Annotated in this window: 11 protein-coding genes; 3 read left to right on the top strand and 8 right to left on the bottom strand. The window is 35.2% G+C overall.

Annotated elements, in window-relative coordinates; genetic code table 11:
* Positions 1-24 precede the first annotated feature (24 nt).
* The 7 genes from HHU12_RS05505 to HHU12_RS05475 form a co-directional block, all read right to left on the bottom strand.
* Positions 25-1,083: a GAF domain-containing protein gene (locus HHU12_RS05505; RefSeq protein WP_169655752.1), complete on the bottom strand. Its 1,059-nt coding sequence runs from the start codon at positions 1,081-1,083 to the stop codon at positions 25-27.
* Positions 1,084-1,110: 27 nt separating this feature from the next.
* Entirely contained in the window at positions 1,111-1,686 is a 576-nt protein-coding gene (locus HHU12_RS05500) for a methyltransferase domain-containing protein (RefSeq protein WP_317170450.1), read from the bottom strand.
* 86 nt (positions 1,687-1,772) lie between these two features.
* Positions 1,773-2,363 carry a glutathione peroxidase gene (locus HHU12_RS05495; RefSeq protein ID WP_169655748.1) on the bottom strand — a complete coding sequence of 197 codons (591 nt, stop codon included), beginning with the start codon at positions 2,361-2,363 and terminating at the stop codon, positions 1,773-1,775.
* Between the two features lie 82 nt (positions 2,364-2,445).
* Positions 2,446-2,868, bottom strand: a complete 423-nt coding sequence (locus HHU12_RS05490) for a hypothetical protein (protein ID WP_169655746.1) — start codon at positions 2,866-2,868, stop codon at positions 2,446-2,448.
* Positions 2,869-2,883: 15 nt separating this feature from the next.
* Positions 2,884-3,858: a M28 family peptidase gene (locus HHU12_RS05485; RefSeq protein ID WP_169655744.1), complete on the bottom strand. Its 975-nt coding sequence runs from the start codon at positions 3,856-3,858 to the stop codon at positions 2,884-2,886.
* A 30-nt stretch (positions 3,859-3,888) separates the two neighbouring features.
* Positions 3,889-4,605 carry a hypothetical protein gene (locus tag HHU12_RS05480; protein WP_169655742.1) on the bottom strand — a complete coding sequence of 239 codons (717 nt, stop codon included), beginning with the start codon at positions 4,603-4,605 and terminating at the stop codon, positions 3,889-3,891.
* Between the two features lie 71 nt (positions 4,606-4,676).
* Complete coding sequence (locus HHU12_RS05475; protein WP_169655740.1) at positions 4,677-6,503, bottom strand: DUF885 domain-containing protein; 1,827 nt, start codon at positions 6,501-6,503, stop codon at positions 4,677-4,679.
* 236 nt (positions 6,504-6,739) lie between these two features.
* On the opposite strand from HHU12_RS05475, the gene HHU12_RS05470 reads away from it, so the two are divergent.
* From HHU12_RS05470 to HHU12_RS05460, 3 genes are all read left to right on the top strand, one after another.
* A complete protein-coding gene (locus HHU12_RS05470) occupies positions 6,740-9,442 on the top strand; it encodes a D-alanine--D-alanine ligase family protein (protein ID WP_169655737.1) in 2,703 nt (900 codons plus the stop codon).
* A 42-nt stretch (positions 9,443-9,484) separates the two neighbouring features.
* The gene (locus HHU12_RS05465; protein WP_169655735.1) at positions 9,485-10,318 is read left to right on the top strand and encodes a PASTA domain-containing protein; all 834 of its coding nucleotides are present in this window, start codon (positions 9,485-9,487) and stop codon (positions 10,316-10,318) included.
* A gap of 795 nt (positions 10,319-11,113) precedes the next feature.
* A complete protein-coding gene (locus HHU12_RS05460; protein WP_169655734.1) occupies positions 11,114-12,415 on the top strand; it encodes a porin in 1,302 nt (433 codons plus the stop codon).
* 103 nt (positions 12,416-12,518) lie between these two features.
* Here the strand turns inward: HHU12_RS05460 and HHU12_RS05455 are convergent, their stop codons facing one another.
* On the bottom strand, positions 12,519-13,094 hold the full coding sequence (locus tag HHU12_RS05455; protein ID WP_169655732.1) for a hypothetical protein: 576 nt from the start codon (positions 13,092-13,094) through the stop codon (positions 12,519-12,521).
* Positions 13,095-13,104 lie beyond the last annotated feature (10 nt).

Genomic DNA, 13,104 nt, shown 5'->3' with positions numbered 1-13,104 from the left:
CCTATGTTTTGTTTAGAATTTATATTAAAGTTGTCCCCTTAATTTTTGGATTTCTTCATTTTTTAGCTCGATTTCTCTTTCTAATGAAGCAATTTTATCCTCTTTTTCGGTGACCGCTGTATTAAGCTCTTCAATTTTGGTTTTATAATTCTCTTCAGTTGTGCTCATTTTTTCGAAAGCTTTCTTCAAAACCTCTTCATTATTTTTGGTTTTGATATTGGCAGCTTCCATTTCTTTTTGCTTTCTGTGCATCTCTTCTTGAGTAGCTTGAAGCTCTTCTACGTTCTGACGCATTTCCTCTTCCTGTGCCCTCATCTGCTCTGCCTGTACCTGAGAGTCTTCCAATAAGGTTTTCATTCTGTCAGAGTTTCTTGTTGCTGCAATAGTAGAAGCAATTGTTTCACCCAGCTTCAATACAAACTCTCTTTGGAATTCAGGCATCTCTTTCAGCGAAGCTAGCTCGATCACACCATAAACTTCCTCATTCATCAGCATTGGAGCAATAAATAAGTTGGTAGGTCTTGCTTGTCCTAGTCCACTTGAAATATTGACGTATTGCTCAGGGATTTCCTTCAAGAACATCGGACGTTTCTCAATGAAAACTTGTCCTACTAAGCCTTCTCTAGGTTTTACATTTCTGTTGATGTACTTTTTTCTTTCATAGGCGTAGGCAGAAATAAGCATCAACTCTTTTCTGTCATCAATATTATCATCTACAATAAACAAACCGCCTTGAGTTACACCCAAGTAAGAGACAAGGTTGTTGATGATTTGATCACAGAGTTCTTCCAGGTTACTTTGAGAAGTTCTAAGAATGTCAACAAATTTAGTAAGTCCCTCAGAAACCCAAGCTCTCTCCTCTTCAATCACTTTCAACGCTTTTCGCTGTAGTCTCAAAGCATTGATCGCTTCCATTAAAGGTTCCTCTTCTTTTTCATTGAAATCGTAATCTTCCTTTTCCTCAAGGAGGGCATTACAGTATTCCAAAGCATTATCAAGGTCTGCTTTCAACTTACTGTTTTCTTCCTTTAATCTGGCATATTGATCAAGCCAAAGAACTTTAATACCAATTTGTTTATTCATCTTTAGAAAATTTCTATACCTTTTTTGCTACTTTATTATACTAAAAAATAATTCATTGCCGCTTCGAGGCGGGATACTGTTGTAGCACCTTTCAAGTATTTTTATTTCAAACTTAGGTTCAAAAAGAGATAAATACTCCTCTTTACTTCCCCCAAAAGGTGGGCCATTTTTTGTCAACTCAAAATCAAAGAGCAACCCACTCAATTTACCACCTTTTTTCAGTAAACGATGCATTTGCGTTGCATATTGTTTTCTAAGGTCGGGATTCAAAGCACAAAAAAAGGTTTGTTCCAGTATTAAATCAAAATTATCAATTTCTAGTTGAAAAAAATCATTGCAGATCAATTGTTCATCGGGGAAATCAGGGCACCTTTGTTTTACATTTTGAAGTGGAGCTTCAGAGATATCTAAAGCAAAACAATTTTTGAAGCCTTTTTTCCATAAATACTCAATCTCATAGCCATTCCCAACCCCAGGAATAAGAATTTTCAAATCCTTATCATCCAGCTGATCAATATATTCTTTTAGTGGTGTGCTGATATAGCCTATATCCCAGCCTGTTTCGTTGTTTTTATATTTATCTGTCCAGAATTTTTTATCCATAACCATGCTTTAAATAAAAAACCTTTCAACAGTAAGTTTTTAATGACTACTGTTGAAAGGTTAGGATTTTATGATTTGTCAAGCAATTATTTTGAGATAGCTTCAACAAACTCAGCGTCTGTTGGCTTCACATTGCTGTTGAAAAAGTCTTTTAATTCACCTTTTCCATTGATGAAGTACTTACAGAAGTTCCATGAAGGAGCCTCGTCATTCCATCCGTTTTCTGCTGGATCTGAAAGCCATCTGTAAAGAGGACTTTGATCGTCTCCTTTTTTAACGTTCACTTTTTCCATCATTGTAAAAGTTACGCCATAATTCAACTTGCAGAAAGAAGCAATTTCCTCACTTGTGCCTGGTTCTTGTCCTCCAAATTGATTGCATGGAAAACCAAGAATTACTAAGTCATTGCCGTGTTCTTCATGCATTTTTTGCAATGCTTCATATTGAGGAGTAAAACCACACTTTGAAGCTGTATTAACGATAAGAATCTTTTTTCCTTTCAGCGTTTGAAAGTCTAAATATTCCCCGTTTAATTTTTTCATTTTAAAATTATAGAACTGAGATTCTCTTTTTCGATCGTCGAAAGAAGCAGACTCAGGACTAGTTTTATGAACTTTGGTACATGCCAAAAAAACTACACAACAAGTAAGTAGAGCTATTGTAAAAATATGTTTCATAGGTTTGATAGATTTAGTAGTGTTCAAATAATGTTTAGTACTATGTATTGATAATAATTGTAAATGTATATATAAAATATAACTAATCCAAGGAGTTTGTTAACCATTCGGTAGCATTTTGTTCATCGTCAAAGTATTGTAATATAAAAAGATCTATTTCACTGGTCGTTTTATCTAAAATTTTCTCAAAAGACATTTGCGAAAAAATATCAGAAGAAACTATAAAAGCCATTTTTTCTAATCCTATTTTTACATTAAGAGGTACACTTTGCTCATTTATCCAATCTTGAGTCTCAGGTTTAACATTATAATAGGCTCTGATAGCATCTACCAAAATTAACTTTGGAGCCACTTCTTCTGTAACCCTGAGGTATTGTATTATTTCATTTCTGTAAAGTTCTTCGGAGATATTAATAGGAGTATTCCAAGTTGATTTTAGAATTTTGGAAGATTCATCCCATTCTATTTTTTGAAAATCACTTTTGTACTTTTCTGAGTAATTCATGGTATTTTTTAAAGATTAAATTTGAGTTATTGCATAAAAAGTGCCTTTGATGACTTCGTTCATTCTTTCGAAATCCAAACTCTCAGGAGTATCATTTTTAGTATGGTAATTGGGATTTCGAAAAAAAGAAGTGTCTGTAATCATTACAGCATTCTGATTGAAGTGCCAATAATTTCTGTGGTCAGAATTGGCTAAGCCTCTAATATTTGAGGGAGCATTAATGGAATAAATAGGTGTTTTAGATGTTTTTTTCATAGCGTGTTTCAATCCTTTTACAACAAAATGATTGGAAAGGTTTCCAACAATTGCAATAAAATTCGCTTCCTTAGGATAGAGCTTGTCTAAAAATTTAATAGGATAGCTTTGACTGCCGGTTCGATCGTCAAAATAACCAATCATTTCTAAACAAACCATTAATTTAGTTTTCACATTGTTATTGATGTTTCTTTCAGCATGCACATAGCTTCCCATACTTTTTGTGGTGAAAAATGGTCTTTCTTCATTGGCGTAAGCCACTAATTCTATACAGAAGTCTAACTGTGGCTGATGCTGTTTGAGTAAGCGTGCTATTTCTATAACGCCTGCAATACCACTTGCATTGTCATCAGCACCGTGCTGATCACCAAAAGTATCATAATGAGCGCCAACAATTATTCTTTCTTGATTTGGGTCGCCGTAAAATGCAATTATATTTTTATATTCCTCATTCGCCGCCTCAAAAGTTTGGATGGATGGTTTGTAGCCAAAATGCTGCAGTTGATTGAAAATATAATCTACAGCTTCTTTTTGTGCCTCTTTATTTTTGTAGTTTCTATAGTCACTTGTGGAACAAAGAGCTCTTACATGTTTTTCTAATTCAGATGTACTTGATTGAATATTATCTGCGGTACTATTTGAATAAGAGGAATTAGTGGGCATATACAAAAAGTAGATACCGATTATTGGTAGCGACACAACGATAAATCCTAGAATATAGATGGTTGTAAGCATTTGGTGAATAAATTTTTGAGAAGTGAGTGGTTAATCTTTCTGTTTCATAAAAGTGGAATCCGCTAGAATGCTAAAATCTAATAGTCTACTCTTTTTAATGGAATGATTGATATTAATATCATTTCTTTCAATAATGGAATAACTAGTACCTTCACTTGTTCCTTTCTCTAGCTTCTTTACATTTAAAATAGTACCTTTTTCTGATAAAGGTATATCCAATGTAGAAGATTCTTGAATTATCATCCAAAAACCTTTCTTTAATCCATAATTATTAAATTTTGAGTCTTGTGTGAGTACAATTTCTATGTGTTTTTGTGAGTCAGTATATACATTAGGTGCAGTTTTAGTGAAATTATATTTAGATAGGGAACTTTTATTGGTATCAAAAAATGATAGTGGACCACTGATCGCATATTTACTCGTGTCTATTTTACAGAAAACAATCATCTGATCAAGGTCTGTGTCAAATACAATCATGTCATTGGCTTCTAAAGCTGATGTCATTGCGAAGTATTTTTTTGTTTTTGAAGTTAAAATATAGAATGTCTTACTTTCTGTGGGGGAATTTTGTTTTACCGTAAAGGAAAAATCAAAATGATATTGTTCTGGGTAGCTGGATTTGTCTGACTTTTCTTCTAAGAATTGTGCAAAGGAAGAAATCAGCTTCATAGATTCCTGTGCGGAACAATGATAAGTAATAATGAAGGAGAAGAGTGTTACAAAAGCGGTTCTAAAAGCAAGGTGCATAAAAAATCCATTACATTAGGTTTGAAATATTCCTAATGTAATGGATATCAATTGAACTACTAAATTATTTCTTATAAAGTTGATGTATTTTTTTGAATGTGCTCATCCACCAATTTCTCTAAAATCGATAATGGGAGAGGACCGTTGCAGAGCACAACTTCATGGAATGCCCTGATATCAAATTGATCTTCCATCTCTAATTTAGCTTTATCTTTAAGGTCTAGAATTTTCATCATACCAATTTTATAGGCTGTCGCTTGACCAGGCATAACAATATGTCGGTCCACCATTTTCTCGCATTGTCCATAGGCAGCAGGAGTATTATCAACATAATAAGCAATGCCCTCTTCTCTTGTCCACTTCTTGGCGTGGATTCCTGTGTCTACAACCAAACGGCAAGATCTCCATAATTCCATGGCTAAGCGACCGAAATCAGAGTAAGGATCGCTGTAAAAACCAAGTTCCTTCGGAATAAACTCTGCATACAATCCCCATCCTTCAATATAAGCAGTGTAGTGTGCCTCCTTTCTAAATTCAGGCAAACCTTTCAGTTCTTTAGTCAAGGCAATTTGCATGTGATGCCCAGGAATACCTTCATGATAAGCCAAGGCTTCCATTTCATATTTTGGCATTTGATTCATATCATAAAGGTTAGCATTATAGTAGCCAGGGCGTGAACCATCTACTGCAGGATCATTGTAAAACGCTTTTCCCGCTGTTTTTTCTCTGAAAGCTTCCACTTTTTTGACTTCAATAGGCGCTTTAGGTTTAGTAATGAACAGTTCATCTAGCTTTTTTCTCATATTATCAATGATAGCGGTAGCATCTGCCAAGTAGGCTTTTTTACCATCCTCCGTATTAGGATAATAGAACTGAGAGTCTTTTTTCATGAAAACGAAGAACTCTTGCAGGTCGCCTTTGAAACCTACTTGTTCTTTGATTTTTTTCATTTCGCCATGAATACGTGCCACTTCTCTTAAGCCCATCTGATGAATTTGTTCTGCTGTAAAGTTTGTAGAGGTGATTTTTTTCAAACGATAAGCATAGTATTCTTCACCATCTTTCAAACGCCAAACACCAGCATCATTATTGGCTCTTTGCTCTTGTTCTTTCAATACTTTTACCAACTTATTATAAGTAGGAGCAAACTGCTGTGTCATTGCCAAATCAAACTTTTTGATCAGTTCTTTTTTGTCTTTGTCGTTCATTTCAATCCCCTCTAGCTTTGTATAGAAATCATTGGCAATGGGATGTACTTTTTCTGATTTTGAAATTGGCTTTCCTTCCAGAAGGTTATTACAATCGCTCAAAACCTTTGCAAAAAGGAATTTTGGTAGCACAAATCCTTCTTTCTCGCTTTGCAAAGCATTCTGAATTTGTTGCTCCATCATCACTGGAATTTTCTCAACTCTGCTGATATAATCCTCTGCATCTTTCTGTGATTTAATCTGATGAAAACCGATTAAAAAAGAAGCCGGATTGCTTTGAGCGCCATACATCTGATTGAAAGTATAATCATAATGACGGAAACGCTCTCCTTCTAAGTCTAGATTGAGTTCATATTTGAAAAGTTCCAAACTCAACACTCTGTCTTTAGAGTAATCCGAAGCTTTGAGCGCATTGGCTTTTCGGAGTGCATTTTTCTTGTTTTCTAGATGCTTGAAGAAGCTTTTTTCAGAATAATCATTCCATTGATCATTAAAACGTTTGTCTCCTCTATAGGTGAGCGCTTCTGGGTTTTGTTCTAAATCAGCATTGAAAACACTATCAAAGAAGATGTCGAGATTGGTGTTTTGCTGTTGAGATTTGCTGATATGTGCCTCATTTGTTTTCTGACAGCTCGAAAAAATAGAGGTAAAAAGAGCTACTGTTAGTAATAGTTTGAAATAATTACACATGTTCTGTCGAAGTAAAGTTTAAATAATTATTTACAAAATCATATAATTTTCTACTTAATCCAATTGAAAGTGAAATAATTATCATCAATGAATCCTATTTTTAAGAACAAACTCTCACAAGGAGTAGTATAGTGCTATTAGATAATAATTTTTCTTGTATTTTTGAGGCGTAATTGTCTGAAGAAAACAGAGTAAGAACTTAGTGGTTTTCTTTGGAAGTTGAAAAATTGCATATCATGATCAAAGTAGGGATATTTTTTGGAGGCATTTCACGAGAGCGTGAAATCTCATTTGCAGGCGGTAGAACTGTTTATGATAACTTAAACAAACAACTTTTCGAACCTGTTCCAATATTTGTAGATAGTTTAGGCCATTTTATTCATTTAGACTGGTCATATGTATATAAAGGTACTGTTAGAGATTTTTATCTACCGGTAAGCAGTATACCAAGCGACTTGCAAGGGTTTCAAATGTATGTGGAATCATTGGGGAAACTTTCTGAAGAGCAAGCTAGTGAAATGGCTTCTAAAGTTGGAAAGAAAGTAAATCCTAACGAGTTCTCAGATTTATTTGATTTTGCATTTCTGGCATTGCACGGTCCTTATGGAGAGGATGGCAATTTGCAGGGATTGTTGGAGTGGTATAATATTCCTTACTCAGGTGCAGGCGTATTGTCGTCGGCAATTGGAATTGATAAAATCACTCAGAAAAAACTGTTTACAGACCTGAAATTGACCACGCCTTCTTTTGATGTGATCACTGAAGAGGACTTAACTGCAGATGCTATCAATACGACATTCCAATCTTTAAAAGATAAATTAGGAATGCCACTAGTAGTGAAAGCACCAAGACAAGGTTCTTCTTTGGGGGTGAGTATTGTGAAGGAAGATGATGTGGACGCTTTCCATAAAGCGGCAAAGAAATCACTCTTTATTGAAGAAGTGGAGCAGTCTTTCTGGAAAGAATTAGAGGACGATGCCAAAGTGCGTTACATTCATGATTTTACAGATGTACGTCTTGGAATCGGTTTGCCTGTTTATGTATTGGGAGATGATGATTTGGTGATTTATGATCCAAAATCATTATTAGAATATTTAAATGAGCAATTAATTTCTAATAATAAAGCAGTAGTAGCACTTCAGTCTTTGGATGCGGAAGAAGCATTATTGATTGAAGAACATATAAAAGGTAGAGAATTTTCATGTATCGTTATTGAAGACGAAAATGGAAATCCTTTGGCCTTGCCTCCAACAGAAATTGTAAGAGGAAATGAAGGTGTTTTTGATTACAGATCGAAATACCTGCCCGGTATGAGCCGTAAGGTGACGCCGATTGATTTGCCGATTGAAAAGGTAAGAGAAATTCAGGAAGATTGTGAAAACTTGTACAAGAAATTACAGTTTGATGTTTACGCTCGTATTGACGGTTTTGTGACGGAAGATGGAACGGTCTATTTGAATGACCCGAACACTACTTCTGGAATGATGCCTTCGTCTTTCTTCTTCCATCAGGCAGCAGAAATTGGCTTAAACCCATCACAATTCTTGACATTCATTATTCGTACGTCATTAGCTTGTAGAATCCGATCAGGAAAGAACACAAGAATAGCAAAACCAATGCTGAAAGAGCTTGATCATAAGATTGAAGCATTGAGTGTGGCGGAGAAGCAGACTAAGAAAGTAGGTGTGATTATGGGTGGTTACTCATCAGAGCGTCATATTTCTGTTGAAAGTGGAAGAAATATCTACGAGAAATTAGCGTCTTCTGATAAGTATGAGGCCATCCCGATTTTCTTGACAGGATCAGCTGATCATCATGAATTGTATGAATTGCCGATTAATATTATGTTGAAGGACAATGCTGATGATATCAAATTGAAGATTGATCAGGCATTGAAAGGTGAAAAACATGATGTATTAGTGGAAGCTATTCAGAAGGCAAAACCGATTACTCAAAAGTATGCAGCGGATGCTTGTTTTGATCCAAAGCCTTTGAATTATGATCTGTTGAAAGAAAGAGTGGATGCCGTGTTTATTGCATTACATGGTAGACCGGGTGAGGATGGAGCCGTTCAGAAACACTTAAATGTGAAAGGTATTCCTTATAATGGTTCTGATGTAGATAGCTCAGAAATCACTATTGATAAATACATGACTACAGAAATTCTTCGTAAAACAGGCGTTTTTGTAGCAGAACATATGTTACTGCAGAAGGAAGATTGGTTAGCCAATGCTGTGGATGCAATTGATCAGGTGGAAAAGGACTTCAAATATCCATTGATTGCAAAGCCTGCGGATGATGGATGTAGCTCTGCTGTGATGATGATCAAATCAAGAACGCAGTTAGAGAACTTTGCCGAAGCGATTTTCAGAGAAAGTGAAGAAGTGGAGGAAGGTTTAAGAATCAAACTTGATCTTGATAAAAACGAAGAGTTCCCAAGTAAGACCTGTATTTTAATAGAAGAATTGATCAGTCCTTTGGATTCAGATCATTTCCTTGAAATCACAGGCGGTATGCTTACGCAATGGCATGAAGATGGTACACGTACTTATGAGGTATTCGAACCGTCAGAAGCTTTGGCAAGTGGTGAAATCTTGTCTTTAGAAGAAAAATTCTTGGCTGGAGAAGGGCAGAATATTACGCCGCCTCGTTTCTCACCAAATGCTGAAGAGCAAAAGTGGATTTCTGAAGCCGTGAGAAAGGATTTAGAACATGTAGCCAAAGAACTGAACGTACAGGGTTATTGTAGAATAGATGCTTTTGTGAGAATCTGGAAAGAAGAGAAAAGAGTAGAGACGATTGTGATTGAAGTCAATTCTCTTCCTGGTATGACGCCAGCAACTTGTATTTTCCACCAAGCGGCAATTAATGGCTACAAGCCTTTTGATTTTATTGATAGTATTTTAGATTACGGAATAAAGAGAACTGAAGCTAAGTAGAAGGGTGATAACTCTATTACTTTAATCATAGCTAAATTAATTATGGATCAAGACAAACTGAAAAAGTTAATTTTTGGAGATACTCCCTCTGCATTATTTATTAATGTGGTATTAATGATTGTTGCCACTGTTTTACTGGCCATCATGTTTTTTTACTTATATCTCCCTGCAGCAACAAAACACGGGCAAACTGTTACTGTACCGGATATAGATAGTTTATCTATTGATGATGCTACTAAGAGGTTGGAATCGGCAGGACTACGTTATGAAGTCTTTGATTCTGCACCTGTCAATTATAATCCAGACCTTCCTTATCTTACAGTTTTATCACAGACTCCTTTGTCTGGTGAAAAAGTAAAAGATAACAGGAAAATCTATTTGACAGTAAACCCTTCGAAGCCTGCGGCGATTAAACTGCCAGATTTGATTGATGGTTCATTGAAAAATGCTGTAGTAAGAATTAAAAACTTAGGTTTGAAAATTGGTTCTATTGACAGAAAGCCAGATCAATTTGTAAATAACGTTTTGGAGGTGAAGTACAAAGGTAAATCTATCTCTAAAGATGTTCTGAAAAGTGGATTCAAGGTGCTGAAAGGAGATACAATCGATCTTGTTGTGGGTGATGGTATGGGTAATCCTCTTACAAAAGTACCAAACCTTATTGGTATGACTGAAGGTGATGCTGAGTTTACTTTGTACGGTTTAGGTTTAGGAGTAGGTTCTGTGAAATATGTTCAATACGATACTATTCCTGGTGTAGTTGTAAGACAATCTCCACACGCAAAGCCTAATGAAGAAACTGGAAGACATCCTAAAATTAGATTAGGTAGAACGGTCAACCTTTGGGTTTCTGAGTTTTCTGGAAATAAAAAATAAGCATACGATAATTAGCTCTATAAGCAGAGCAAAGATATATTATAGAAGCAGAAAAGGCTGTCTCAATCAAAGAGGCAGCCTTTTCTGTTTTTTATATGATGAGGTGGTGTAGAAGGGTGTAGAATGCTCTGTTTTATGGTGTTTGGAAGGAAGTTTTAATGTAACATTCCTAAGGGGAACATCATTAAATTATATTCTATCAAAAATTGAATGTAAGCCGTTATGTCTTGTGTTATAATGATCACTGAACGACCACATCAAAATCCATTTTATTCTTTATCCTTCATTAAGAAACTACCTTTTAGCCTAGTGCTTAATTGTAAAATATCCATACGATTTAGGTAAAGGAAATTGCTTCATTTTCAGGTTTTAAAAAGGAGATTTATAGAATAGTTATTTCTTTTCTTAGAATAGGTATATTAACATTTAATTAATATTTGTAGCATTTTTATTGATAATTAATTTTAGGTTCATCTAAAATTAAATTTTAAACTCTTAATGTTTTGTTAATATGTACTTAATGTTAATAAATTTAAATATACTGTAAATACTAAAAACGTAATATTAACAATTAAGTACTGATTTTGAGGACTTAATTGAAACATGTATAAGAGTTTATGAGGCGGTATTTTATGTTATATGAGAAATAAAGAAACATTTTGTACACATTTGATTCTCTAATATGTCTTTTAGGTGTATTGTGTATTAACTGTATGTTAATTGTTTAATTAGCTTAAAAAACTAAAATAAAATCGGTTTAACATTGCAATCGCAAACATATACGAACTTGATTTAATGGAACAGTTATTAAAACAATCGGTTAAAGGACTTATCACTTTGTGTCTTTTAATTTTCATATCGAACACATATTTATTAGCTCAAGACATCTCTGTTGAGGATGAAGTAAAAGTAGATACTTTGTTTAATCCAGAGCAGGATGGAGAGGGGCTTATTCAGAAGTCTTTACCTAGAGAATGGACGGATAGAATTAAAGTGAGTGGTTATATTCAGGCGAGATATAACGGACTTTTTGAAACAAACCCTGATTTATCTGTACCGCAGATGGACAAAAACTGGGGTGCGGACAAAGGTATTTCCTTGAGACGAGTTCGTTTAAAGGTTAGTGGTTGGTTATTAGACAATGTGTATGTCTATATGCAAGCTGACTTTGCGGGTTCGCCAACACTGAGAGATGCTTACATGGACTTATATTTTGATCATCACAAATCTACTTGGGTGAGAGTGGGTCAGAGTAAAGTGCCTTTCGGGTTTGAAAACATGCAGTCTTCTCAATTCCGTCTTCCTTTGGACCGTTCAGATCCTATTAACTCAGCACTGCCTAACGAACGTGATTTGATGGCTGTATTATATCATACACCACAGAAAGTGAGAAAGGTATATGAATATATGAAAGAAAATAACTTAAAGCACAGTGGTAATTATGGTACTTTTGCTTTAGGTGCTTTCAACGGACAAGGTATCAATCAGCCAGATAAAAACGCCAACTTGCATATGGTAGCAAGAGCATCATGGCCATTCCAATTTGCCAACAATCAAATTATGGAGCTTTCAGTTCATGGTTATGCTGGACAATATGTTTTACCAAATGCTTCTCAAGATTTAAACACAGAAGTGGATAATGGTAATGGTGAGATGACGCTAGTAAGTGCAACAGGTCATAATTTCAAAGATGCCAGAGTGGGTGGTACTTTTGTTTGGTATCCACAGCCTATTGGTTTTCAAGCGGAATATAACTACGGTGTTGGCCCAGAGTATGACCCGGCATCAGAGTTAGTAAAAGAGAAAAACTTACATGGTGGTTATGCGATGCTTTATGGTAAGATTCACTATAAAAACCATACGTTCTTTCCTTTCTCAAGATACCTGTATTACCATGGAGGTAAGAAATTTGAAGCGGATGCTAGAGCTTACAGGGTAAATGACTTGGAGATTGGTGTAGAATGGCAACCTAACCCTGCATATGAAATTGTAGCAATGTATGTGATTGCTGATCGTTCTACAGCAGATCATGGTACTCGTGAATTTGTAGATCAAGCGGGTAACTTATTAAGAATACAAATGCAGATTAACTTCTAAGAGTTGATCATGACAATAAATAGAAAGTCACCTTTGTGTATGCAGGGGTGACTTTTTTGTTTAAGACACTGGAAGTAATGGTAGTTTTATTTGATTTGAAATACTAAAAACGCTTTCCAATAGCAAAACCAAAAGTAATGGCATCATAAGATCCGTTTTCACCTCTAAATTTTAATTCATAGCTCAACATAGGAGTAACGTCCCATCCCCCTTTTCCAACAATAGGAAATTCTCTTTCAATAGAAGCCTTAATCACAGCAAAGTTTTTGTTGTGCTCTATTTCAATACCTGGTCCAATGCCAACTACCCATAGGTGAGCAAATTCAACAAAGGCCATTAATGCTCCAATGTATACATATTCTCTCTCGAATTCTTCTCCATGACTAGTTTCTATCACATAGTTTTGCAGTTCAAGGTCATTAGAAAGTCCTAATGCAAAATGATGAGAAAACCAATATTCATATTCTAGACCTATTGTAGGAACAATTAGCGTATTATTGGTACCACTAAACCCTTTTGGGACATAGCTGTGTCCCCACATAAGTGCAACCCTATGGTGTTTTAAACGGCCATGTGCTTCTTCTCTTTTATGAACTTTGTCATTTTGAGGGGAAGTTTCCTGTGCATAAGAAAATGTGGATAGAAGGGATAATAAAAGAAAGAATAAGAAATATTTCATTAGACTGAAG

This window comes from Flammeovirga aprica JL-4 (genome assembly GCF_012844305.1).
Lineage (GTDB): Bacteria > Bacteroidota > Bacteroidia > Cytophagales > Flammeovirgaceae > Flammeovirga > Flammeovirga aprica.
Note: the sequence above shows the minus strand (reverse complement) of the source record. Positions and strands in the feature narration are given on the sequence as shown.

Excerpts from the sequence above, each read along its gene's own strand:
- HHU12_RS05505 (WP_169655752.1), bottom strand. The coding sequence starts at position 1,083 with ATGAATAAACAAATTGGTATTAAAGTTCTTTGGCTTGATCAATATGCC.
- HHU12_RS05500 (WP_317170450.1), bottom strand. The coding sequence starts at position 1,686 with ATGGATAAAAAATTCTGGACAGATAAATATAAAAACAACGAAACAGGC.
- HHU12_RS05495 (WP_169655748.1), bottom strand. The coding sequence starts at position 2,363 with ATGAAACATATTTTTACAATAGCTCTACTTACTTGTTGTGTAGTTTTT.
- HHU12_RS05490 (WP_169655746.1), bottom strand. The coding sequence starts at position 2,868 with ATGAATTACTCAGAAAAGTACAAAAGTGATTTTCAAAAAATAGAATGG.
- HHU12_RS05485 (WP_169655744.1), bottom strand. The coding sequence starts at position 3,858 with ATGCTTACAACCATCTATATTCTAGGATTTATCGTTGTGTCGCTACCA.
- HHU12_RS05480 (WP_169655742.1), bottom strand. The coding sequence starts at position 4,605 with ATGCACCTTGCTTTTAGAACCGCTTTTGTAACACTCTTCTCCTTCATT.
- HHU12_RS05475 (WP_169655740.1), bottom strand. The coding sequence starts at position 6,503 with ATGTGTAATTATTTCAAACTATTACTAACAGTAGCTCTTTTTACCTCT.
- HHU12_RS05470 (WP_169655737.1), top strand. The coding sequence starts at position 6,740 with ATGATCAAAGTAGGGATATTTTTTGGAGGCATTTCACGAGAGCGTGAA.
- HHU12_RS05465 (WP_169655735.1), top strand. The coding sequence starts at position 9,485 with ATGGATCAAGACAAACTGAAAAAGTTAATTTTTGGAGATACTCCCTCT.
- HHU12_RS05460 (WP_169655734.1), top strand. The coding sequence starts at position 11,114 with ATGGAACAGTTATTAAAACAATCGGTTAAAGGACTTATCACTTTGTGT.
- HHU12_RS05455 (WP_169655732.1), bottom strand. The coding sequence starts at position 13,094 with ATGAAATATTTCTTATTCTTTCTTTTATTATCCCTTCTATCCACATTT.